Source organism: Paenibacillus sp. OK003, from assembly GCF_900109515.1.
GTDB classification, from domain to species: Bacteria; Bacillota; Bacilli; order Paenibacillales; family Paenibacillaceae; genus Paenibacillus; species Paenibacillus marchantiae.
Window position 1 is genome coordinate 440,324 of sequence record NZ_FOBD01000003.1, and the last position, 23,315, is coordinate 463,638.

Here is a 23,315-nt window from a genome sequence, read left to right on the forward strand (position 1 = left end):
TTTATTTACTTCATCTGTTCTATGAAAAAGTCGTTTGTTCTATCTTACCGATCAACTACAAAAATCTATCGATTTCTACACTTTGTCGCGTTGCTTTGTTAAATTTATTTTTCGGATGAAGGTATATTTTGTGCGTTCTAGACGCAATTTATCATGATCTGTTGGACAGGGGAGAATATGAAAATCGATTTAAAAGAAAACTGCGTATAATTTATATTATGCGCAGTTTTTTAACCGCTTTTTTCTTTAACAAAACATCATAAACTCGTTGTTACATGCAACCACGGAAATGCAGTGCCTTTTCGCCTCTTTTTGCGGTTTATCGCTTGCTCCCCTGTCATGTTAAACGATAAACAGGTACGCCAAAGAGCCGCATATTCCTATGCGGCCCATCACTTGTAACGCTATTAGATCTATAAGCCAGATGAGAGCATCCGCTCTACATTCCGGAAGAGAATCACTCTTTCACTCATATGGATCATCTAACTTATGAAAATACAATTCGCTCTGCATCCGACATCCGATATTGAGATAGCAGATATTCCTTGCTGTCCAAAGCCTTCCGACGGACCTCGTTCAGATCGACATGCAGCAGCTTGCCTTCACGCTTCACTGGCCGACCTGCTACAAACACGGTATCCACGTTGGACGGATTGGCAAATTGAACGACGGCTCCAACCGGATCATGCACCGGGAACAAGTTAAGGTCGGTGGTTCGGATCATAATCAGATCGGCTTCTTTACCTGGCGTAAGTGTGCCAATCTTCCGCTCCAATCCCAGAGCCTTCGCCCCAGCAGAAGTTGCAAATCTCAGTACTTGACTGGATTGCAGATTAAGCTCCCCAGGCATTTCACCCTGTAGCAAAAGTTGTTCATTGCCTCTGGAACGCTCGGCCTGAAGTGCAAATTTCATCTGGGAGAACATATCCCCACCTGTTGATGTTACAACATCCACTCCGAGCGTTGGAGTTCCTCCATGTTCAAGAAAGTACCCTGTTGCCGGATACCCGTGCCCCATCATCATCTCTACTTCCGGTGTGACGGACAGTGAGGCGCCGCTATCAGCCAGCATTTTATACTCATCCGTATCCATTGTATTTCCGTGTACGACGTTCAGACTTGGGCTCAGTAAACCAGCCTCATACATTTTGCTTATCGAACGATCTACAGATCCCCAGCTTCCAAAGCCAACATGCATTGAACATATCGCATCCAGCTCTTGGGCAAGCTGAATTTCCTTCACTGTGGTATCCCAATGGCTGAACTCCGGACCACGAATAGCAAGGCCGAACGTAAGTAACTGATCCCGTGAAGAAAAATACTGTTCCTTGATTCTTCTCACATCATTCGAATACGTCAGCTGGCTCTCTCTGTTCCAGTAGGGCGTCTCACCCGGTACACCATAAGCAAAAACCGACCGAATACCCGCATCCTGAAGTCCGCGAATCAGTTCATCCGTGTGCTCTGGTGAATACGGCATACTCCAGTCAAGTACCGTGGTTACTCCTGCGTTAAGCGCTTCCAATGAACCTAGCAAATTGGCGATATAGCTATCTTGTGGCCGGAGTTTACTTCCCATCGCTCCATAGTAGAGATTTTGCAGATAGACCGGCAGTGACCAGTTGGTTCCCGCTGTCTTTACAAGCGACTCCCACACATGCCGGTGCGTATCTACAAGTCCAGGGAGTATGATCATGTCCGATGCATCTATCACTTCCGCTTCCGTGCAACTCAGATCAGGCTGAATAGCAGTAATAAGAGAATCCTCAATGAGAACGTCCGCCCGTTTATACTGACCCACCGACGAATCCATAGATAATACACAACCATTTTTCAGTAGATAACTTGTCCCCATAAGACACATCTCCAATCATCGTTTTTTTTGTTAAATATACGCTTGAATCCCGAGTGTTGATCTCTGACTGAATTGACTGAACTACTAACTGAATTATTTTAAGTACATATATATTATATAGCAGTTGTTGGAAACATGCAATTTCTGGATTTGCATATTTTCTTTGGAGTATTTTCCTGTTGTCATCACAATATTTCTGGGTTCTACTGCGCGTATCGTCATAGAAAATCCAGCGACAATCCGCATTGTCACAGATACGTATCCTCCTCCCATCCCCTTCAACTACTGTGATGGCAAAATCGGCTGCGACCTCTGCCATGACCTGCTGCCATTGAGTTCCTACAGGAATAAGTGAAAGTTTCAGTCCCTCATCTCCAGCATTCAGTCTTCTTATGACTTGACCTTCCTCCATCTTGGCGTTAAGCCATTCCTGATCTTTGCTCGATAATGGATTTCCTTCAGATAAACGAGTTGCAAGAGCCTGCAATTCATTTCGAAAGCTTCTCAAGGCTCCCTCCTCTTCCGGAGAAGCAGGTACAGATGCATTCAGTTGCCATTGTTTGATAAATCCTTGCTGCCATTCGGTTTTGCCAAGCTTGTCCTCTGAACGATCCCTACCACGCCAGTCGTGGTAATCACTGTTCACAAAATCAGTCCATAGTCTATCCATACGTACCTCCGCTATATTGTATAATCATCGTTTGTTGTGTCGCATTCAGGGCAAAACACCCTCCGAACACCTTCAGAAAACAATGAATCCACCTTTGGAGATCCTGGCGACCCTTCCGATACCGCTGGCTGGAGTGTACTTGTGCAAAATACAACGCAATTAGCCGGACAGCTTCGTGATCAGCTCGCTTCATTAGAAGGATCTGATCTTGAAGCCTCTTACATGAATACGGATGAAAAATGGGCACATGCCCTTGCCCGCTGGCTGCTCCACGATGCGTATCATGCAGGACAGATTGTATTACTACGCAGACAACAGGGAAGCTGGAATATCATATTCTAAAAAAACACTTGAACTGCTAGCGCTTACAGGAATAAGATGGACTTATTAATGTTACAGCTTGTTCAATACACAATATAATTGAATAGGATCTTCGGGGTAGGGTGCAATTCCCAACCGGCGGTGATGTTCTTCGGAACCAGCCCGCGACTCGCTGTTTGACCCGATGTAGGGATTCAGCGACTGACTTGGTGTGACTCCAAGGCCGACGGTACAGTCCGGATGAGAGAAGATCAACACATTAACATGCCGTTAACGAATGGCTTATTTTCGTACGACATGTCAATGATTGAGCCCCCGTTTATTTGGTGTATACCAAAACGGGGGCTTTTGTCGATTTTGCCAACTGAAGATTCCGTGTTCTGACGAAGGAGTCCTGAATATGGAAAAGACACAACCTGCATCAACGGTTTACCGCAAGGAACGAAGCAATACCGGATTCTGGCTCGTCGTACTCGGCGCCGCCCTCTGGGGTGTAGATCCGCTGTTCCGCATTATTTTGCTTAAAACGATGACCTCCACTCAGATTGTACTGGTGGAACATATTATTGTCAGCCTTGTAGCGATTCCCGTGTTATGGAAGTTCAGGGCTGATCTGAAAAACCTGCGTGCACGCCACTGGATTGCCGTGATTTTTATCTCCTGGGGAGGATCTGCTCTCGCCACGGTATTGTTCACCCTGGCGCTTACGCATAACGATCCCAACACTGTTTTGTTATTGCAAAAGATGCAGCCACTATTTGCGATTGTTCTGGCTAAATTTTTATTGAAAGAAACATTGCCTCGCCGCTTCGGTGGACTGTTTATCATTGCCCTTGCAGGAACATACCTGCTTACGTTCGGATTTACCCTTCCCCTTGGCAACTGGGACAATTGGGTTCATGCAGGCAGCCTGTTATCACTGGGTGCAGCTGCCTTGTGGGGCGGTTCAACGGTTATGGGTCGTCTGATGCTGGGGCAAACCCGTTATGAAACGGTTACCTCCCTGCGCTTTGTCGTAGCCTTGCCACTGCTGATCTTTATGACGTGGAACGAAGGTGCTGACTGGACATTGCCTTCCGCTACAGGCGAACAGGCGGCTGTGGCACTTAATATTCTGGGTCAGGCCTTACTGCCAGGCTTACTGAGTCTTCTGTTATATTACAAAGGCCTCTCTTCCACCAAGGCCTCAGTTGCAACACTTGCAGAGCTAAGCTTCCCGATGGCCGGTGTACTGGTAAACTGGATTGCATTCCGTACATTAATTACCTGGGAGCAACTGGTGGGCTTCATCCTCATCTGGATTGCCCTTTTCGCCATCTCCAAACAGCAAGAGCGCTCAGCGACTCTGGCTGACGGCGCACCAAAGCTTCGTACGGATTGATTATTATATAAACGCAAATCAATTAAGGCACTGTGCATCCTTTGAGATGTACAGTGCCTTTTGTCTTTTCACTATTCCGGTGGTACGATGACATATGGAATAGTAGATCAAGTCAATTCAGAGAGGAACGATCATCATGTCTTCATCTTCATCATTTTCATATACATCCTACGATGGCATAGGTTTGGCTGAATTGGTTCGCGCACGGGAGATATCCCCTGTGGAATTGCTGGAAGCGGCGTATGCACGCCTGGAAGAAGTGAATCCACAGCTTAATGCAGTCATTCGTACATATGAAACACGCGCCCGTCAGGAAGCGAGTAGGGTTCGCCCTGGAGAGCAGCCCTTTGCCGGCGTGCCCTTGTTATTAAAAGATATCTCTCAAGCCCTGGAAGGTGAAATTCTCACCTCGGGTTCTCGTCTTCTCCGTGAGCATCGTGCACAGCGGAATTCCAATTTCGTTTCCCGTCTGCTTGATGCAGGCTTCATTATCATTGGACATACCAATACGCCGGAATTTGGCCTGAAAAATATTACCGAGCCCCGTCTTCACGGTCCAAGTCGAAATCCATGGAATATTAATCACTCGCCAGGCGGTTCAAGTGGAGGTGCCGCTGCCGCAGTAGCCTCGGGTATTGTACCCCTTGCGGGAGCCAGTGACGGTGGCGGTTCCATCCGAATCCCTGCTTCATTCAGCGGCCTGTTCGGACTCAAACCTACACGTGGGCGGACACCTGTTGGACCGGGCGTTGGCCGTCAGTGGCAGGGTGCATCGATTGATTTTGCCTTGTCCCGTTCCGTTCGCGACAGTGCTGCTTTGCTGGATACACTGCAAGTGATTCAACCCGAAGCTGCGTTTCATGCCCCCCTCTTTCCAGGCAGCTACTTGGCTGATATGCACTATCCTCATCAACGCAAATTGAAGGTTGCATACACGACAGCTTCACCTGTAGGTACACCTGTGAGTGATGAAGCCAAAGAAGCCGTTTATAAGATGGTTCGTTGGCTGGAAGAACAAGGTCATGAGGTTGAAGAAAAGCTGAGTCCGGTTAATGGTGTCAAACTGATGGAGAACTATTACATGATGAACAGCGGCGAAATGGCGGCGATGATCTCTTCCATGGAACGTTCTATGGGTAGAGCTTTAACCTCTGATGATATGGAGATCGAGTCCTGGGTTCTGGCTGAAGCCGGCAAAAAAGTATCCGCTGCCGAGTTCGTACATAGTTTGGCCGAATGGGATGTTGCCGCAGCTCAGATGTCCACATTGTTTGAACGTTATGATTTTTATGTCACACCTGTCAATGCTTTTCCAGCACCCAAAATCGGCGAATTGACGCCTCATGATGAACAGATTCAACATCTGATGCGTATTAGCCATTTGGACAAGATCCAGCAGCAGCAGTTGATTTATGAGATGTTTGAACCAAGCCTAACCTACACTCCGTTCACTCAGCTCGCGAATCTGACGGGTCAACCAGCCATGAGTGTTCCTGTGCATCTGACTCCTGAAGGCCTGCCGATGGGTGTACAGATTATGGCAACGAAAGGCCGTGAAGACTGGTTGCTTCATCTGGCCGGTCAGCTGGAAACATCCGAACTATGGGTCGGCATGAAGGGTAATCCACTGTTTCCAGTATAAAAACTGAATACAACCTATATCATTTTCAATGTGAGCCTTATGTTTGCCAAAGTGCATGAAAGCCATGTCAGCTCCGCATACTGAAAGCAAAAACAGCGGAGGAATGTGACGAATGAATATGAATACAACGGAACGCCATAAGCAGTCTGTTCGTATCCCGGCCAAAACGGGTTATGCCGTTAAGGTAAATAAAGGTTCATTAATTCGGGTGACCGATTTGGAGGGGCAGCAGGTCGTTGATTTTGTTGCATATGATGCTCAAAATGCCAATAATCGACTAGATCCAGGTGTAACGATGGACGTTTTGCGCTCCTACCGGATCAAACCAGGACAATCCGTGTATTCCAATCAATATCAACCATTGCTTAAGATCGTTCGTGACACGGTTGGTGTTCATGATTTCTTCAACTCCGCCTGTCGTCCGGAGATGTATGAAGTATTATATGGCAAAAAAGATCATGCCAGCTGTTATCATAACCTAAATCAGGCTCTTGAACCGTTCGGGATTTTGCCACCGGATCAGCATTATCCATTTAATCTGTTTATGAAATCGGTTGTAGATGATCTGGGCAAGATTGATGTCGTAGCTCCAGATTCGCGCGCCGGTGATTATGTGGAGATGGAGGCATTGACCGATCTGGTTATCGGTTTATCCGCCTGCCCATGTGAAGAAAGCTCATGCAACGGATATCACTGCACAGCCATCCAGCTGGATGTAGAGCCGATAGCAGATTAAGTGATACACGGCTTGTTCTAATTTGCTCCAGACGGGAATACGATGACTTGTACCCATATGTGTGTGACTTACCGGTACAATTCGTCGAACCCGTTAAGGAGTGAACGCGTATATGTCTGTACTGTTTAGTTATATTATTCTGGGAATCTCACTATCAGCTCCAATTGGTCCGATTAATGCCGCTCAGTTGGATCGCGGAGCCCGCCACGGATTTATGCATGCCTGGATTCTGGGACTTGGAGCTATGTTTGCCGATTTGGTGTACATGCTTCTGATCTATTTTGGAGTTGCCCATTTTCTGGACACGCCGTTCATGCGCTCGTTTCTTTGGTCTTTTGGCAGCTTTATTCTGGTGTATACCGGTGTGGAAACACTGTCCAAGTTAAAAGACGGCATTCAGACCTCTTCTACAGCAGAAGCAAGGGTTGGAAAATCCTTTGTATCTGGTTTTCTCATGGCCTTGTCCAATCCCCTGAATATTTTATTCTGGCTCGGCATTTACGGCTCTATCCTTGCTACAACCGTGAAGCATACCGACACCGCTCATCTGCTACTATACAGTTCTGGTATTTTCATAGGAATCCTTGTCTGGGATGTCATCATGGCTGGCATGGCTAGTCGATTTCATAAACGCAGCAACGAAACCGTTTTGCGCTGGATTTCCATCATCTCAGGCATTTGCCTGATCGGTTTTGGCCTGTACTTCGGGCTTGAAGCAGTACGATCCATCTTTTTTTGACTTAAAAACTACACTGGACAGTCACCCAACGCCTTCCGCATTAATACGTTAACGGTATCATGTGGAATGGAGTTGGGGAATTCATGGCAGAGCTGTACAGTGCCGATGAAATAAGTGCATCATTCAATGGTCTGCCCGAATGGCAGCAGGACGCATATTCAAAATTTGCCAATATGATTGCAGATGAGGGTAATACGTATCCTTGTGTACCCGGACGCATGGGTTTTCTTTCAGGACATCTGAGATACGGATTCACAAGGGACCCTCGTACACAAGCTTCTGCTGAAGACATGGCGGAATTACTTCGTCAATATGGTCCTGTTTCTCGGGATACGGGACATTACGCTTCTTTGGTTGTCATTTGCGAGACACCGGATGATTTGAGAAACAACACAACGGTGGAGCAGTATCAGTCCTTGTTCTGGGAGATGCTTAACCGGGTAAGTTCACTCGATACTGCCTCCTGGCCTGAACATATTTCGACTGATCCGCATGAAGCCACATGGGAATTTTGCTTTGGCGGGGAGCCTTACTTTTGTTTCTGTGCCACTCCTGCGCACGAGCTTAGAGCCAGCAGGCACTTTCCTTATCTTATGTTTGCTTTTCAACCACGATGGGTGTTTGAATCGATTAATGACAACACACCTCTTGGCCGGAAAATGAAAACCTTGATTCGCAAACGCTTGGCAGCCTATGATGCTGTTCCGGCTCACCCTTCGCTCATGTGGTATGGACAGCAGGATAATCTGGAATGGAAACAATATTTTCTGCCCGATGATGAGCAGACCCCTTCCAAGTGTCCGTTCATGCGCATGAATCAGGCTATTAGCAAATTGACGAAATAACTGATACGAGACACCCATTCAGGGCTTTGATGGTTCAGTCGATGGTGAAGGTCGCGGTTTTCGTACTTTGTTTACAATGTAAGTAATTAAGGCAATCAATACAACAAGACCTATACTGGCCAGCAGACCTCTTCTGCTGGCTTTTTCCATAGCCGTCCCAGCTACTGCTGCAAGGATAAGAACTATGGCGATCCATACTTTAATGCGATTCCAACTTGTTGGCTTCATTTTCTTGATGTACGTGATGCAAATCAGAAGCCAGGTATACATTAATACCAAGCTGCCTGCGGTTGTTACATATTCGAATAGGCTCTTAGGCATCCATAACGCCATGAGAGTAGAAAGGATTAATCCGGCCGCCGTGCATCCTAATGCATAGAGGGGCATGTTCTTTTTTCCCCAAGTCTTCGTAAACATCTTCGGTGCATCTCCGTCTTCACCCAGTTTAACCAGCATGGATGTAATTGCGTAGATTGAAGCGACCATTGTGGAGAACCCGGCGATAATCAAAATTCCATTGAGAATATGAACCACTACCGTAAATCCAATGGATGACATCGCTTTGACAAGAGGACTCTCGTCCGGTGTTAACTTCGCAGCGGGGACCAGTAGCAGGATCAAGGCGATCGCCACAACATACAGCGTACTAACGGTTAACAACATCACTCTGCCTGATTTCACTGCATCCTTAGGTTCTTTCAGCTTGGCTGCCATTAAACCCATGACCTCAATCCCGGCAAAGGCAAAAAAGGCATAAATAAACCCGGTCCACACGCCTTTCATTTGGTGAGGGAACCATTCATTCGTTATTTTCTGCGGCGTAATCTTCACATCTAACCAGCCCAGACAAGCCGCTGCTGCAATCGTGATAAAAGCAACCGTTGCAGCTAGCTTGATTACGGCGAGCACATTTTCTGTTTTAGTTAAACCTTTGGCTCCCAATGCGGCGATGAACAATCCAATGCATGCGTATACCGCCACAAACACCCATAATGGAAACTTGGGAAACCAAAATTGAGAGAACAATCCGAGTGCCGTTAATGAACTCCCCATAATCAGCATTTCGGAAGACCAATACATCCATCCGCTTCCGAAACCGGCCCATGGGCCGAACGCTTCACCAGCATAAGTTCGAAAAGCCCCTTCCTTCGGATCTTCTGCCGTCATCTGAGCCAATGCTCCAAATACAAAATAGGTCCCCGCAGCAGCCAGCACCAAAAGTACAAGCACGGATAAACCGGACCAATGAATAGCCAGACTTGTTCCGAGGAAAAATCCGGTTCCTAGCGTACATCCTGCTCCAAATAAAGAAAGACTAATCCAGCTCAGTTTCTCTTCTTCTTTTTGCTTTTGATCAACACGACTTTTCATATGTATCCTCCTTCATGCGTACCCCATTACGGTTTACATATGATGGAGGTTTTATGTCATTAAGGTAAAAAGAAATGAGACTGATTTCATTTAGTTTACATAATAATAATTACGTTAAATAATTCTATTTCTTGCCTAACAACTGTTGAAGCTCATCAAGTTCTATCTTGGCTTCCGGTTGGAATTCCTCACTATTTACATATTGTGAAAGGCTATAAAGTAATTGCCGCCCTTCCGTCTGGCTAATCAATTTATCATAATTTAGGGGCCCAAACAGGCCGCGAAAAAGTCTATCTTTGGAAAAACGTACGCCACAGTAAAAATCTTCTTCCTCTAGAATAAGCGGAGTGAACTGAAAATTGTTTGAACCCTGGGTGTACAGATGGCGTGGATCAAATGCTCTGTACCCTCGCATAACCTGTAAGCGGGAAGATTAGACCATCATGTTTTCTGCGAAGAAATGTCTTCCGACCGTTGATAGTAAAAGCATCTCCATTAGCTTCAAAATCTCGCAGCCCTGTTATGATTTCGGTTGTATCCAGCACATCGTGGTAAAAATGAAGCTCCAGCTTCCCGGTAATTCCATTCCAGTTGGTTTGAGTATCGACGGATGTAAGATGCCCGCCTTTCGTCGGATAGTCCGTATTATCGACCCGGATGGTGAGGCTGTGTTTTCCCACCGATAGCCCTTCCGGCAAGCTATACACATGGGGGAGTGTTGAGACTATCCTGCGCTCCAACTTCTTGACCATCGACCCATAAATAACTGTAATCTTAGTCCACCCATATAATAAAATTTATGCTGAGTATAACAATATGGAAATGATGCAAAGGTCATCGGTGACAAGTTCGTCCCTATAATGACTTAGAAATCCAAAAAAAAGTCGCCCAAAAGGCGACTAGTGCTACTTATTTTAATTGACTGAATTTCGCATACGCTGCTAGATCAGAGAATGCCGGCATGTTTACTCCGCTTTATAGGCCTCCGATTCCTCGTACAAATCTGCTGGCAAGGCCTGCACGAAAGGCGACCAATCGCCCGCCATGTACAGATGAAGGCGATGCATAGCTCGCGTACAAGCCGTATAAAGGAGTTTGCGTTCATTGTCGCGGCTATAAGCTCCAGACGAAGCATCATAGACCAAGACTGCATCGAACTCGACACCTTTGGCAAGGTACACAGGAATGACCATTACACCTTTTTCAAAGTTGAACGTTTCCTTTGTAACGAGCTGCAACACTTCGCCTCCTTGAATCTGTAACGATTCATAGGCCTTGTGGCTTTCGGCGGCGGTCTTCGTAATAATAGCGATGGAATCAAAGCCCTCGGCTCTTAGTGACGCGATATCTGCGACCATTTGTGCATCCAACCTCTCCCTGTCGTTGCTTCTCGTCAGCAGGGGCTTTAGGCCTTTTCTTTCAAAAGGTACAATTTCATCTCCGTCTGGAAGCATCGCTCTTGTAAATTCAACGATCTCCTTCGTAGAACGATAACTGCGTACCAGGGAGAAAAGACTTGTTTCGGCTTCACCGTAGAGACGGACCAGTGGTGAATCAGCTGCGGCCAAATTAGTAGCCTGTGTGAAGATCGCTTGCCCAAAATCGCCGAGCACGGTCATACGGGCTCGGGGAAACAGCTTTTTGAGATATTCATATTGAAATGTTGAATAATCCTGACCTTCATCAACGAAGACATACTTGATTTCCGTGTTGGTCCGGACACCTTCAATTAATTCTTTTACATACAAGTAGGGAGTCGCATCCTCATGGAACAACTCGTTCCGGAGCAGGCTTTCCTTGGTTTGACTGCATATCTCAGGCCATAGCGAGGGGATAACCATAGCATTCGTTTTCTGCCGATAAGCGGCTTCGTCAACAAACAAATCGCCATATATGCCTTTGATATCAACAAACGAGAATTTCTTGATACCTTTTCTTAGTGGGCTAAACCGTTCTTTCACGATCTTGCGGCCGAGCAGTTCCTCCTCCTTCTGGGCAAAGTCAAAGTCACCTTCATCTTCTCGACGCTTCTTGCTTATTTTCTCACGAATTTGGGCGTACTGTTCCGCGATATCAAATACTTCCTTATCTTTATGCAGCACTTCGAAGATATCCGCATACTGATCATTGTCGAGATAATTCAATTCTTCCTGTACCCACGATTCTTCACGTTCCATGCGTTCCAGGGAAGCCAGCTCTTTCAGCAGCCATTCCTGCAAGAGTACAACGCGATTTAACAAGGGCAGGGAACGATCATAACCGTAAAATTTGGCTCTCATTTGCTCCGCAGTAATCAAATCACGATTTCGAAACCGAATGCTGTTGAATCGCATGCCTTCCTGTCCCAACCAGTTTCCATAGTTCTGCAAGGCCTGCAGAAAAGCTTCGGAAGCTTTATATTCGATCCCCCGAAGCCGAGCCTCATAGCCTGGAGCTTCATGCGCGGTCAGCACATATTCAATCTGATCAAAGACATCCTCCGGACGCAACGAAGAGCCGAGCCAATAGTCGAGAAATTGTTGAAAAGTGGTCTGCTGCATATTATCTTCACCGAGCTCCGGAAGGACAGTGGAAATATAACTGCCAAACATCGGGTTCGGTGAAAAAAGGACGATCTGATCAGCACTGATCGTCTGGCGGTGTTTGTACAATAAGTACGCCACTCGCTGCAAGGCTGCGGAAGTTTTACCGCTACCGGCTGCTCCTTGTACGATAAGCATTCGGCTTGTGTCATTACGGATAATGGCGTTTTGTTCCTTCTGAATGGTTGCCACGATGCTTTTCATTTGTGAATCCGCACCTTTGCCGAGCACTTGCTGCAGCAATTGGTCTCCAATCGTTTCGTTTGCATCAAACATATTGCTTATATGTCCGTTATGGATCTGAAATTGCCGTTTGAGCTCCATTGTGCCATCGATTCTTCCGATCGGCGTCACATAGGACGCTATGCCGGGGGAAGAATCGTAGTACATGCTCGCGATCGGTGTACGCCAATCATAGATCAGAAAGCTCAATCCATCTTGGTCCACAAAAGAAGATACGCCGATATAGATCTGATCGGTGTGGGCCAGACCTTTCTCCTGAAAGTCGATGCGGCCAAAATAAGGGGACGGGAGCAAACGTTTCATGTTATTCCATTGCTGCGTCAACCGCATGTGACCCCGTTCCCGCTCGGCCAATACCGCGGACTGCTGGTTAATGGTGTAGAAGGTCTCTTCGAAATCTTCGTGGGTGCTAGTGTTGATCGTCACCTCTTCCCAAAAGCGCTTGCGAATTTCCGTAGCCTGGTCCCACATCCCGGCAACCTCAGGCTCCAATTCTGTGATTCTGGCCTGTAATTTGTTCCTTACAGAGTCCAGCCTTTCCTGTTCCAGCTGCCACTCTTTTGTTTGCATCTCTCCGAACCACTCCTTTTCCTATTTTTGGGATGAAAAAGAGCATTGACAAATCAAAATTCCAGATGTAAAATTAAAGTAGGGATAAAAAAGTACATACTTTGATTTTGTTTGTCAATGGCGCTAACGATTATATCATAGCGTTATTTTTCGTTCAATTCTTTTTTTCGTTTATTTTTGAATTGCTGATATCCTTGTCTTAATTTGTCGCTTGTTCCTCCATCCTATTTACTCCATCATCACCTGCCAGTTAGAAATAAAAAGGCAACCGATCGCATTGATCAGTTGCCTTTTTGTCTATTATTTAACGAAGATTACTAGTCCTTATTTCGCTGCAGAAATAATGAAGCAAAAGCTGATAGTCCGCTAATTACGCCGCATGCAAGGAAAGCTGCATGATATCCGGCCAGCTGGGAAGCTGCGCTTATACCACTTTCATTCGTTTGTCCCCCTGCCGCTATATGGGCCACGGTTACAAGTACCGCAATTCCGAGCGCTCCTCCGAGCTGGCGGGCTGTATTTTGCAGTCCTGCGGCGATGCCGGAGTCTTGCGATGGAATACCTGCAAGCACGGCATGAGTAGCCGTCATCAACATCAGCCCTAAGCCACCGCCAATGAGCAAGCTTGGAAGAAGTAATTGATTAACATAGTTCGGATGTATTGGCAGTTCATTTAACCAAACGAATCCAGCTGCAGCCAGAATACCACCAAAGAATGGAAGCTTATGAAAGCCTGCATCTTCCAGTCGACGGGAAAGAATGGCGGCAACAGCTAGAGTAATGGCCATCGGCAACAAAGCAAGACCTGTTTCAAACGGAGTATAACCTTCAATCTTTTGCAAGGTAAGTGAGAGAAAGTACATATTGGCCGTTAAGGTTGCGCCAAGTCCAAGAACCATTATCATGCCTAAAGGTACGTTGCGATGCAGGAAAATGTGAAGACGAATCAAGGGCTGCTTGGAACGTAGCTCTATCCAGACGAATATAGCCATTAGGACCAGCGATGCTCCAAGTGCTTCAAGAACAATCGGTGATGTCCAGCCTTGATCGACCGTCTGTGTGATGCCATAGATAAATGCAGCGACAGAGAGCGTAATGGCGGCCGCGCCGGGAAGGTCGAGTTTATCCGGTTTCCTATCGTTCGACTTCTGCCGGAGACTGAAAGCAATGATGATGCTAAGCGCAATGCCGATCGGCACATTTACGAACATTACCCACCGCCAACTGGCGAAGCTTGTTAACATCCCTCCTATGATGACACCAAAAGCAGAGGCCAACGATGAAGAGGCTGCCCACAGCGAAATAGCACGTTTTTGCTTCTCCCCCTTCGGATAGGCGGCAACGATGACCGCAAGTGTGGATGTCGCCAGTGCCGCGCCACCGAAGCCTTGAATGGCACGTGCCGTCAACAGCACGGCCCCGTTTGTGGCAAGACCTCCAAGCAGACTGGCACTCGAAAACAGTACCAAAGCGGTTTGCAGAATAACTTTTCTCCCATAGATATCGCTGGCTCGGGAAGCAAGCAGCATAAAGCCGCCGAGGACTAGCAAATAAATGTCCACCACCCATTGTTGATCCGTCGCCGAAAGACCAAGGTCAGCGCTCATCGATGATAAGGCAACGTTTACGATAGAGCTGTCCATGACAACCATAAACGCGCAAACGCAAGCGACGGTTGATGCAATCCAGGTAGGGACACCGGGTCGTAGCAGCGATGTTGAGCCTACAGTTGTGTTTACAGAAGATGCCGAGTTCATAAAATTCTCCTCTCATAATGTGTTACGCCTCATAATAGACATTTGGCATTTATTATCTTACAATAGGAATGGAATGGCATGATAACGCTATTCGGACAAAATATATTGAGAAATGGCCACGGAGGAATCAACTGGCATGAAACAGGAGACTATTGATTATAGTGACCGGCTGGACGGCCCTTCTCTAATTGCATTCTGGGGTAATGAAGATCCAGCCAATGATTTTCAGTTAGGCACCCGTGAATACGATTGGCACAGTCATAAGCGCGGACAGATTTTTTGCGTTGAGAACGGCCTTATACATGTTCGCACCGCTCAGGGTTCATGGCTGCTCCCCCCACACCGGGCAGGCTGGATACCACCAGATGTACGACATAAGGTTAGTATCAGCGGCGCGATGAGTGGATGGTGCGTGCTCGTACTCCCTGACACCAGTCGCGATTTGCCATCCAATCCATGTGTAATCAGTACTTCGGAACTGATGTACGCTTTGGTGCGTCGAACAGTGTCTTGGTATGACCAGGACTTTTTAGAGCCTCAGCAGGAACGAATAGTCGCTGTACTATTGGATGAAATCGTTCGAGCGCCGTTGGAGCCTCTGCACTTGCCTATGCCTTCCGAATCCCGTCTCTTGCGAATTGCGAATGAAATCCTGAAGTATCCTGAGGACAATCGAACGCTGGATGATTGGGCTGCTTGGGCCGCCCTTTCCCCGCGTACCTTGCGGCGTTTGATTCTGGCTGATACGGGATTAACCTTTGCCCAATGGCGGCAACAGGCCCGTTTGACACATGCTTTGGAGATGTTGGCACAAGGGGATTCCGTCGGAATGATTGCTGATGCACTTGGGTACGCCTCGCCAAGTAATTTTATTGCTATGTTTCGACGTGCTTTCGGAGATTCTCCGGCTCATTATCTAGCAACAAGACAAGAAAAATAAAATCGCCCCTGAAGAGTTCCAAGGGCGATTCGTAACAGGCGAAGCACTGCTGGAAGGCAGTATATAGCATTTTATTTAATCGGAATCCAGATTTGCGGAGGATGACCCGGACCTGGATATACTTCTAGTTCGGGTATACCCGCATGCTCATATGGATTCGAAGGGAACCATTCGGAAATAATTTGTTTCCATAGGCTCTGCATGCTCTCGGGCATCGGCCCTTGTACTTCAAATACACTCCATTTGCAAGGAGGAATCGTGAATAAGGCTAGTCCTTCCGGCACTTTACCATCATAGGCTGTAGCTATCCAGTATTCCATTTGCTTCTCCTCGATTTCACTCTGATCCACACACACGCCAAGTAATCCTTTGATACCACCATTGTTCAATTCAAATAAACGATCTTCCATACCACTCGTATATGCTTCTTGCCACATCTGCCCGATTCCTCGTAAATGTTCACCCTCTACATAGGAGAATGTTTGCTTTATTCCAACTAACGTAATTCCGGGATGTTCAACAATTTTGTAATTCATGGGTTCTGCTCCTTTTAGACTGACTTGAATAACAAGACGATTATACGCTTTGACGGAGGTACTATTTTTACGTGCTTCACTAGGTGAAATTCCATGTAGTCTCCGAAAAGCTTTGGAAAAAGATTCAGGAGTGTCATAGCCATATTTGTTCGCCAGATCAATGATTTTTTGATCGCTCAACAGAAGATCATTTGCGGCCAAGGTCAATCGTCTCCTCCTTATATACTCACCTACGGTAACATCCGTTAACAAGGCAAACGTACGTTGAAAATGAAAAGGAGAGATATGCGCTTGAGCTGATATCTGCTCGATAGACATATTTTCCAGTAAATGATCTTCCATATATTGAATAGCCAGTTGTAACGATTCAATCCAGTTCATATAGTTAATCACTCCTTAATTTCAATAATAGATGAAGACGTATCCAAGAGCCTGTCAAAATGTGCTTTGATTTGTCCGATAAGGGTGTATATATGGGATGAACATAATTTTAATTATAACTTCATTTCTTCACGAAAAACGGTTAACTGCAAGTTAAAATCCGCTAGATCATCGCAAGGAATGAAGAAAAACATTTAGGATGGGATTATGCTGTATTGGGTCCGTTGCTTAGAATCTGTTGAAAAGAAGTTTTACTGGAAAGGCTATTCTTCATATTGATTAGCCTGCTCAACCTTTAGTTGAATAAAGGCAGCCGATCAGTATCGATCGTCTGCCTTTATTTTTTACAATATATTCTAATTTAAAACTTTCTTGAAGTTTTGGTATAAACGCTACTTTACCGAAAGAAGGCTGTCCTAAATAAACTTCAGTTGGCCTTCCAATGATACAATGTCGTTGTATGTGTCTCACCATAGATGATCTCACCGCCACGACCAAAATTATGGCCGAATACAAACAGCCCCTGGCATACGGATTCAATATAGAGACTGTGCGATCGCATACCCTGACAAAGCGCCGACTACCGGAGCGTCCAGAACAACAAAGTATCCTGTCGAACGCAACAGGAAATTTTCTGATTAAGAGTTTTCCAATCTCGCCAATCTCCAATATCAGGTTCACTTCGTCAGGCTTTCCTTGATCTCATTCCAGATCGGATTGTCTGCCGTACCGCGTACTGGCTGCTCTCCTTTTTCAATGGCATCCCAATACTTCCAGTTGGGCTTCTCACTGCCTAATTCATAGTCCATCCCATCCCATGTATCTTCACGAAATGCATAGAAAGCCCAATGCCATCCGTATTCATTAAAGATAGATATCAGATCTGCCATGTAGCGATCTGCACCTTGAACCATTCGATTCGTTCCGAATTCCGAAGCTATAATCCGGTTCGCAGGTATGTTATGATCAGAAGCCCACTTGGCGACAGGCTCGACAAATTGTTTCAGAGCCTGACGGTTAAACTCTTTTTCCGTCTCATCATCTCCAACCTTTACGCTCCCCGGATAAGAATACGTAAATCCTTTTTTCTTGTTCTGGCTTGTCATCTCATAAGGCTCATACATGTGAAAAGCATACAGCACGTTAGGATCATCAATCGGTTTCAGATACGTAAAAGCCCAAGGTGTTGCGTAGAGCCCCGAATCCAGAATGATGGGAGTTGTCTGGTCTACCGTCCTGATCTCTTTGGTTATCGTGTCATAGAGTGAATTCAGGTCAGCTGCGGTATGTTCCACTTTGGCATACCACTCCGAATAATCCTGCGTCCAGAAGTCATGAAAACCCGTACCCGTTTCCGGATGAGGCTCATTAATCAGGTTATAGCCGATGACGGCAGGATGATTCTTCAATCGTTGTGCAAGATCCTTCCAAAACTGAGCGGCCTGCTTGTGATATTTAGTATCATTCCAGATCCGATCATCATTCTTGGCCCCGTTGAACTGCCGCCAGCGATCTCCTGGTAAGCTAAGCACCGTAATAATCACTTTCATCCCTTTAGCCTCGGCGGCATCGAGATCCGCTTTGAGTCGGGCAAAATCCGCTTCCACGATACCTTCGTACTTATCCGAGCTGCCTATCAAAAAATCTGCGTTAATATGTTTATCCGGCTTATCATTGAACAAAAAATCTCGATCCTTACTCCACTTATCAGGCGCAAGCCGGACGAACTCAATACCCTGTTCCTTGGCTGCTTCATAGTTGTCAGGCAGGGATGTGGAGTTCATAAAATTAGTCCCTTTTCGCTGTTCATTCCAATAGCTCATTTTCTCCGAAGGAACGGCCTGCTTCTCCTCCTGACTGCTGTTCATCCCTGAAATCTCCAATAGCTTTGGAGAAGCTGAGTTAGAACTGCATCCAGCTAGTGCAATCAAAATGGCCGCTGAGAGTAAAACATTTTTTCCGATAGGCCAACTCGATTTGGTTGATATTTTCTTCAAAGTCAATCACCTCGATAGCCATCTTACCCGTTGTCTGTTACGCCAATATGACAAAACGAGCTATTATCCAATCGAAGTTCCGTCAGGCAGTACGATATCTGGTTTTAACAGAACGACATCCCCTTTTTCGGGTATTCCTCCCAGAACCAATACTTCTGATTTAAACCCGGCTATCCGGCGCGGTGGAAAGTTCACTACCCCTATGACTTGTTTTCCGACCAGTTCCTCGGCTGCATATCTTTTGGTAATTTGTGCACTAGACTTTTTTATTCCAATCTCTTGTCCAAAATTAATCTCAAGTTTGATCGCAGGCACTTTCGCTTCTGCAAAAAACTCAGCTTTTGTAACGGTTCCGACGCGAATATCCAGTTTCAAAAAATCATCAATGGTAGCCATATATATATTCTCCTCTTCTACTTGTCTAATGGTTAGAATAATTCCTGTAAATTCATGTCAAGTTCGATACTCAGAAACGTTAGAAGTGGTATAACGCAATGATTTTGCCCAAAAATAAACCCCCATGCCGAGTACGGTCATCATCCCGCCTATAAACTGAAACAGAGAGATGGTTTCTCCCAGAAATACAAAGGCGAGTATGATGGCAAGAACAGGCTCTCCAATAATACCCACAGATAAAGTCGTTGCGCCTAAAGATTTCAATAATAGATTTATTAGTAATTGTCCAAAGATGGTTGGAATTATGGCAAGCAACAAGAAATACATCCAATCTGAAGTGTTATATCCGGTCAGGGAGATATGATTGAATAGACTGTAGATAAGCAAGACACTTCCCGCAAGGAAGAAAACAATAACGCTGTACACATTTGCCTCGATTTTATGACTTACTTTTTGTCCAGCAAGCATATATGCCGAAACCGCGATTGTACCTAATAAAGATAATCCATCTCCGATCAGTGCCTCTCTTGACACCCCGATGTCGCCCCATGCGATAATGACTGATCCTGCAAGAGCAGTGACCATGCATAGGATGGTAACCATGTTTGCTCGTTCCTTGAAGATGAAGTATGACCCGACCATTACAAATAAGGGCTGCAACGATAAAATGACCATGGAACTTGCAACAGAGGTATGCACCAATGACTCCATCCAAAATAAGAAATGTAACCCGAGAAAGAGTCCGGCTAACAACACAACACTCCAATCTTTTTTGTTCATCTTAAGGTTTCGAAGACTTTTCCAGGGAACAAAAGGAAGCATTAGTATTACGGTTATGAATAATCTGTACATCCCAGCTACAGAGGTTGGCGTCTCTGAGGACTTTATCAATATGGAAGAGATCGAGATGGACAAAATGCTGATAAAAAGCAGCATGTACGGATGAGGCGGATTCAACGATTTATTCATTTCTAAACTTGCTCCTTCAACATGTTCTATCCAAATTCTGTGCACAGGATTATAGTGATAAAACAAAGATTGGATATAATAATATCATCGTTAATGTTTTAATTGTGTAACAATATCGCTATATTATATATAAATATCATCATTCGAAAGGACACATTTAAATGTCAAAGCAGCTTCACGAGACGATTCTTTTCCCTGATGCTTCATTTCCATACATTATGTACACGGCTAATTCCGAGAAAATTATTCCTGAAGGTAGAGGATTCAATGACCTGCATTGGCATGAAGAACTACAGATTACATTGGTTACTCAAGGAAGGTTAGTTATACAGGTAAACGGTGTTGATCATGAGCTATTGGCTGGTCAAGCTATCCTAATTAATAAGGGAGTCCTGCATGTTACGACGCATCTGACCCACAACGGTCAATATGTGAGCTTTAATTTCCCTGAAAAGCTGTTAGCCTTCTACGCGGATAGTGCCATGGAGAAAAACTATGTATTACCTTATACGGACTCTGCTCTAGTGTCGCTGATAATCGAGGGTGATGTAGAGTGGCAACAGATCGTGCTAAATATGTTATGGGATATGAAAAAGAGATTTGATATGAAAAAAAAGTGGGGATGGGAATATGAGGTTTCCATTAAAACCGTACAATTGTGGCTAATATTGATTCATAATATTACGCTTTCCTCCGAGGAAGCGCCCAAATATGTAAAACTTCAGCAAGAGCGCCTTCAACTCATGCTCAGCTTTATCCATCAACAATATTCAACCAATATAACGCTGCAAGAAATTGCTGATGCAGCACATCTAAGCATCTCGGAGTGCACCCGGAGTTTTAAGAAAACCATTCATATGACACCGTATGATTACTTAATTAAGTACCGGATCAAAAAGAGCATGGAGCTATTAATTTCAACTGATTATACAGTAACTGAAATAGCTCATAGGGTTGGTTTTAATCATGTAAATAACTTCATTCAGTCTTTCAAAAAACATCAAAACCAAACACCTAAGGGTTTTCGGAATTCGAGTAATGAGATCAAACAACAAAGAATGAATTAGTCTGTTTTCTCTGTTGTTCTGCTCAAAAGAACCAATCCGCTTTCCGGATTGGTTCTTCTTCTTACATTACTTAAATCCAACATTGAGTCCATATACCGGATGAGGTACATACGGCTCTTCCAAGCACGCCATTTCTTCTGATGTTAATGCAATCGACAGAGCTTCAGCTGCATTTTCGAGATGGGATGTCTTCGTAGCGCCAATTATCGGAGCCGTAACCGGATTCTTGTTCAGCAACCAGGCAAGAGCGATTTGTACACGGGGAACGCCGCGTTTTTCGGCGATTTCTGCAACCCGCTCTACCACCAATTGATCGGTGCTGGCTGTCGCATCGTATTTGGCCTTTTGAACCTGATCCGTCTCGGAACGTTGTGTTGTTTCCTGCCAATCCCTGGTCAACCGGCCAGAAGCAAGTGGGCTGTAAGGAATTACTCCGATTTTCTCTTCCTGACAAAGAGGCATCATTTCCCTTTCCTCTTCACGGTAGATCAGGTTATAGTGGTTCTGCATCGATACAAAGCGGGTCCATCCATTTCTCTCGGCAACATACAAAGCCTTTTGGAATTGCCATGCTGACATGGCAGATGCACCAATATATCTTGCCTTCCCAGCCTTCACCACATCATGTAATGCTTCCATGGTCTCTTCAATAGGGGTATGGTTGTCCCAGCGGTGAATTTGATACAAATCCACATAGTCCGTTCCCAGCCTCTTGAGGCTCTTGTCGATCTCACTCATAATTGCCTTTCGAGAAAGTCCGGCGCCATTCGGACCATCATGCATGCGGGAAAAGACTTTTGTTGCAAGGACAATTTCATCTCGATTAGCGTAGTCCTTGAGAGCCCGACCGAGGATTTCCTCACTTGTTCCGCCTGCATATACATTTGCTGTATCAAAGAAATTAATACCTAACTCCAAGGCTTTCTGAATGACGGGACGACTATTCTCTTCATCCAGCACCCATTGATGAAATCCACGCCCTGGTTCACCAAATCCCATGCAGCCAAGACAAAGTCGAGATACATCCATGCCTGTATTTCCTAATTTCACATATTCCATTGGTTAATCCTCCTCAGACATTTAGGTTGAGACAACGTTGTAGCATGAGACAACAATAACAAGAAAATAGATGCATTTCTTTGCTGCTAAGCTCATTGGATTTGTTTATTTAGCTCATGTGTCTCAAATAATGAAAAAAAAAGCGTTTCACGATATTTTATCGCGAAGCGCTTTACTCAACAGTAGTACATAGTCACTTATGCTTAAAGTATGGGCCGATTAAGCTGGCTTTATGTGATTTTTGCCTCGCTTCGTTTGCATTGCTGTCTAAACTCCGAGGGCGGAAGCCCGACCTGAAGCTTAAACACTTTGGAAAAATGAGCAACGTTTTCGAAACCTGTTGAGAAACAGACATCGGTAACGGATAGAGACGTCTCGGCCAACAGTTTCTTGGCTTTATCCAGCCTCTGATTACGAATCCACTTCAAGGGTGAAGTGTGGTAGAGGGCCTGAAAATCCCTTTTGAAGGTAGACAGGCTTTTGCCGGACAAATAAGCCAGATCACTTATGGAGATGGGATTGGTGATATTCTCCTCCATTATTTTGCCGATGTTACTGTTTTTATCATGATTTGGTTGCAGAAGTTGGTGTAAGAAATGATCATTGGCCTGCGCCAGATGAAACAGGAGTTCCATGAATTTAAGCCGGATCAGTCCGTCTTGTACCTCGTCTGGATTTTCGAAATAGGGTTTCAATGACGCTATATAAGAGCGGGTGAGTTCATTGACCGGAATAATGGACACCGGCACGATTTCATTCACGGTATCCGTCGGTTTGAAGCCAGAAAACTGAATAAACTCCGCAAGCATATTTTCGTTCAGGAAAAACATCATATAGTCCAGTATGAACTCCGATCCTTGTTCACCCGACTTTATGTAATCAATGCGAATTGATTTGTGAAGAAACACCATTTCATTACTGCGTACAGTGTACTCCTGATCCATGAATCGAACCGTGTACATGCCTGATATAACGAACAACAACATATGATCTTTCAGAAAATAGGAACCTGTTGTCCCCTGTGTATGCAAACAGAATTGAATGACGGATAACCCGTTCTGCTTTATGCTTCCTTGTTTGTCTGGTGCACGTTCCAGTCCTTGTGGTGCTTTGATGGTCTTTCCGTTTCTCATGGACATGAACAGTCCCGCCTTTTTAGCTTTTAATATTAGAATAACAGGAAACGGGTTGCCATTTTCACCGCATTTTAACACGTCATCTTGGGAAATGCACAAAAAGATATCATCATTCGAAGATT

Annotated in this window: 20 protein-coding genes, 1 pseudogene and 1 riboswitch; of the genes and pseudogenes, 8 read left to right on the forward strand and 13 right to left on the reverse strand. The window is 45.3% G+C overall.

Annotated elements, in window-relative coordinates; translation table 11 throughout:
• Positions 1–487: 487 nt before the first annotated feature.
• Together BMW94_RS06750 and BMW94_RS06755 are read right to left on the reverse strand one after the other, a co-directional pair.
• Positions 488–1,855 (reverse strand): amidohydrolase family protein, encoded by a 1,368-nt coding sequence (locus tag BMW94_RS06750; protein WP_090996100.1) that lies wholly within the window; start codon positions 1,853–1,855, stop codon positions 488–490.
• A complete protein-coding gene (locus BMW94_RS06755) occupies positions 1,788–2,525 on the reverse strand; it encodes a CGNR zinc finger domain-containing protein (protein ID WP_090996103.1) in 738 nt (245 codons plus the stop codon). The genes BMW94_RS06750 and BMW94_RS06755 overlap by 68 nt, the downstream gene beginning before the upstream one ends.
• A 141-nt stretch (positions 2,526–2,666) precedes the next feature.
• On the opposite strand from BMW94_RS06755, the gene BMW94_RS06760 reads away from it, so the two are divergent.
• From BMW94_RS06760 to BMW94_RS06785, 6 genes are all read left to right on the forward strand, one after another.
• Positions 2,667–2,867 carry a hypothetical protein gene (locus tag BMW94_RS06760; protein WP_090996106.1) on the forward strand — a complete coding sequence of 67 codons (201 nt, stop codon included), beginning with the start codon at positions 2,667–2,669 and terminating at the stop codon, positions 2,865–2,867.
• An 83-nt stretch (positions 2,868–2,950) separates the two neighbouring features.
• Positions 2,951–3,102: riboswitch (FMN riboswitch) on the forward strand.
• Positions 3,103–3,246: 144 nt separating this feature from the next.
• A complete protein-coding gene (locus BMW94_RS06765; RefSeq protein ID WP_090996109.1) occupies positions 3,247–4,227 on the forward strand; it encodes a DMT family transporter in 981 nt (326 codons plus the stop codon).
• Between the two features lie 136 nt (positions 4,228–4,363).
• Positions 4,364–5,869, forward strand: coding sequence for an amidase (locus tag BMW94_RS06770; protein WP_090996112.1), 1,506 nt, complete (start codon positions 4,364–4,366; stop codon positions 5,867–5,869).
• A 112-nt stretch (positions 5,870–5,981) separates the two neighbouring features.
• The gene (locus BMW94_RS06775; RefSeq protein ID WP_244192882.1) at positions 5,982–6,605 is read left to right on the forward strand and encodes a DUF1989 domain-containing protein; all 624 of its coding nucleotides are present in this window, start codon (positions 5,982–5,984) and stop codon (positions 6,603–6,605) included.
• A gap of 112 nt (positions 6,606–6,717) precedes the next feature.
• Positions 6,718–7,344 (forward strand): LysE family transporter, encoded by a 627-nt coding sequence (locus tag BMW94_RS06780; protein ID WP_090996115.1) that lies wholly within the window; start codon positions 6,718–6,720, stop codon positions 7,342–7,344.
• 83 nt (positions 7,345–7,427) lie between these two features.
• A complete protein-coding gene (locus BMW94_RS06785) occupies positions 7,428–8,189 on the forward strand; it encodes a YqcI/YcgG family protein (protein ID WP_090996117.1) in 762 nt (253 codons plus the stop codon).
• 18 nt (positions 8,190–8,207) lie between these two features.
• On the opposite strand, the gene BMW94_RS06790 is transcribed toward BMW94_RS06785, so the two are convergent.
• The 4 genes from BMW94_RS06790 to BMW94_RS06805 form a co-directional block, all read right to left on the reverse strand.
• Positions 8,208–9,560, reverse strand: a complete 1,353-nt coding sequence (locus BMW94_RS06790) for an amino acid permease (RefSeq protein ID WP_090996120.1) — start codon at positions 9,558–9,560, stop codon at positions 8,208–8,210.
• Positions 9,561–9,952: 392 nt separating this feature from the next.
• Positions 9,953–10,240 carry a hypothetical protein gene (locus tag BMW94_RS30400; RefSeq protein ID WP_175480602.1) on the reverse strand — a complete coding sequence of 96 codons (288 nt, stop codon included), beginning with the start codon at positions 10,238–10,240 and terminating at the stop codon, positions 9,953–9,955.
• 285 nt (positions 10,241–10,525) lie between these two features.
• On the reverse strand, positions 10,526–12,955 hold the full coding sequence (gene helD / locus BMW94_RS06800) for an RNA polymerase recycling motor HelD (protein WP_090996123.1): 2,430 nt from the start codon (positions 12,953–12,955) through the stop codon (positions 10,526–10,528).
• 317 nt (positions 12,956–13,272) lie between these two features.
• Positions 13,273–14,712, reverse strand: a complete 1,440-nt coding sequence (locus BMW94_RS06805) for an MFS transporter (protein WP_090996125.1) — start codon at positions 14,710–14,712, stop codon at positions 13,273–13,275.
• A gap of 136 nt (positions 14,713–14,848) precedes the next feature.
• Here BMW94_RS06805 and BMW94_RS06810 point away from each other — a divergent pair, with 136 nt between their 5' ends.
• Positions 14,849–15,652: an AraC family transcriptional regulator gene (locus BMW94_RS06810; protein WP_175480603.1), complete on the forward strand. Its 804-nt coding sequence runs from the start codon at positions 14,849–14,851 to the stop codon at positions 15,650–15,652.
• A 71-nt stretch (positions 15,653–15,723) separates the two neighbouring features.
• Here the strand turns inward: BMW94_RS06810 and BMW94_RS06815 are convergent, their stop codons facing one another.
• The 5 genes and pseudogenes from BMW94_RS06815 to BMW94_RS30865 all read right to left on the reverse strand — a co-directional run.
• Positions 15,724–16,569 carry an AraC family transcriptional regulator gene (locus BMW94_RS06815; protein WP_090996131.1) on the reverse strand — a complete coding sequence of 282 codons (846 nt, stop codon included), beginning with the start codon at positions 16,567–16,569 and terminating at the stop codon, positions 15,724–15,726.
• 677 nt (positions 16,570–17,246) lie between these two features.
• Positions 17,247–18,437, reverse strand: a complete 1,191-nt coding sequence (locus tag BMW94_RS06820) for a glycoside hydrolase family 5 protein (protein WP_090996135.1) — start codon at positions 18,435–18,437, stop codon at positions 17,247–17,249.
• 192 nt (positions 18,438–18,629) lie between these two features.
• Positions 18,630–18,962 carry a chaperone CsaA gene (gene csaA, locus BMW94_RS06825; RefSeq protein WP_090996138.1) on the reverse strand — a complete coding sequence of 111 codons (333 nt, stop codon included), beginning with the start codon at positions 18,960–18,962 and terminating at the stop codon, positions 18,630–18,632.
• A 57-nt stretch (positions 18,963–19,019) separates the two neighbouring features.
• Positions 19,020–19,565 (reverse strand): DMT family transporter, encoded by a 546-nt coding sequence (locus BMW94_RS30860; protein WP_254790153.1) that lies wholly within the window; start codon positions 19,563–19,565, stop codon positions 19,020–19,022.
• 6 nt (positions 19,566–19,571) lie between these two features.
• Positions 19,572–19,931: pseudogene (locus tag BMW94_RS30865) on the reverse strand (DMT family transporter); the annotation flags it as partial.
• A 161-nt stretch (positions 19,932–20,092) separates the two neighbouring features.
• Between BMW94_RS30865 and BMW94_RS06835 the strand changes: the two are divergent.
• Positions 20,093–20,998, forward strand: coding sequence for an AraC family transcriptional regulator (locus tag BMW94_RS06835; protein WP_090996144.1), 906 nt, complete (start codon positions 20,093–20,095; stop codon positions 20,996–20,998).
• Between the two features lie 66 nt (positions 20,999–21,064).
• Here the strand turns inward: BMW94_RS06835 and BMW94_RS06840 are convergent, their stop codons facing one another.
• Positions 21,065–22,057, reverse strand: a complete 993-nt coding sequence (locus tag BMW94_RS06840) for an aldo/keto reductase (RefSeq protein ID WP_090996147.1) — start codon at positions 22,055–22,057, stop codon at positions 21,065–21,067.
• Positions 22,058–22,287: 230 nt separating this feature from the next.
• A complete protein-coding gene (locus tag BMW94_RS06845) occupies positions 22,288–23,196 on the reverse strand; it encodes an AraC family transcriptional regulator (protein WP_090996150.1) in 909 nt (302 codons plus the stop codon).
• Positions 23,197–23,315: the final 119 nt, after the last annotated feature.

What these genes read in the sequence shown, in the direction of transcription:
- BMW94_RS06750 (WP_090996100.1), bottom strand. Translation starts at nt 1,855, where the DNA reads ATGGGGACAAGTTATCTACTGAAAAATGGTTGTGTATTATCTATGGAT.
- BMW94_RS06755 (WP_090996103.1), bottom strand. Translation starts at nt 2,525, where the DNA reads ATGGATAGACTATGGACTGATTTTGTGAACAGTGATTACCACGACTGG.
- BMW94_RS06765 (WP_090996109.1), top strand. Translation starts at nt 3,247, where the DNA reads ATGGAAAAGACACAACCTGCATCAACGGTTTACCGCAAGGAACGAAGC.
- BMW94_RS06770 (WP_090996112.1), top strand. Translation starts at nt 4,364, where the DNA reads ATGTCTTCATCTTCATCATTTTCATATACATCCTACGATGGCATAGGT.
- BMW94_RS06775 (WP_244192882.1), top strand. Translation starts at nt 5,982, where the DNA reads ATGAATATGAATACAACGGAACGCCATAAGCAGTCTGTTCGTATCCCG.
- BMW94_RS06780 (WP_090996115.1), top strand. Translation starts at nt 6,718, where the DNA reads ATGTCTGTACTGTTTAGTTATATTATTCTGGGAATCTCACTATCAGCT.
- BMW94_RS06785 (WP_090996117.1), top strand. Translation starts at nt 7,428, where the DNA reads ATGGCAGAGCTGTACAGTGCCGATGAAATAAGTGCATCATTCAATGGT.
- BMW94_RS06790 (WP_090996120.1), bottom strand. Translation starts at nt 9,560, where the DNA reads ATGAAAAGTCGTGTTGATCAAAAGCAAAAAGAAGAAGAGAAACTGAGC.
- helD (WP_090996123.1), bottom strand. Translation starts at nt 12,955, where the DNA reads ATGCAAACAAAAGAGTGGCAGCTGGAACAGGAAAGGCTGGACTCTGTA.
- BMW94_RS06805 (WP_090996125.1), bottom strand. Translation starts at nt 14,712, where the DNA reads ATGAACTCGGCATCTTCTGTAAACACAACTGTAGGCTCAACATCGCTG.
- BMW94_RS06810 (WP_175480603.1), top strand. Translation starts at nt 14,849, where the DNA reads ATGAAACAGGAGACTATTGATTATAGTGACCGGCTGGACGGCCCTTCT.
- BMW94_RS06815 (WP_090996131.1), bottom strand. Translation starts at nt 16,569, where the DNA reads ATGAACTGGATTGAATCGTTACAACTGGCTATTCAATATATGGAAGAT.
- BMW94_RS06820 (WP_090996135.1), bottom strand. Translation starts at nt 18,437, where the DNA reads ATGAACAGCAGTCAGGAGGAGAAGCAGGCCGTTCCTTCGGAGAAAATG.
- csaA (WP_090996138.1), bottom strand. Translation starts at nt 18,962, where the DNA reads ATGGCTACCATTGATGATTTTTTGAAACTGGATATTCGCGTCGGAACC.
- BMW94_RS30860 (WP_254790153.1), bottom strand. Translation starts at nt 19,565, where the DNA reads ATGGTTACCATCCTATGCATGGTCACTGCTCTTGCAGGATCAGTCATT.
- BMW94_RS06835 (WP_090996144.1), top strand. Translation starts at nt 20,093, where the DNA reads ATGTCAAAGCAGCTTCACGAGACGATTCTTTTCCCTGATGCTTCATTT.
- BMW94_RS06840 (WP_090996147.1), bottom strand. Translation starts at nt 22,057, where the DNA reads ATGGAATATGTGAAATTAGGAAATACAGGCATGGATGTATCTCGACTT.
- BMW94_RS06845 (WP_090996150.1), bottom strand. Translation starts at nt 23,196, where the DNA reads ATGTCCATGAGAAACGGAAAGACCATCAAAGCACCACAAGGACTGGAA.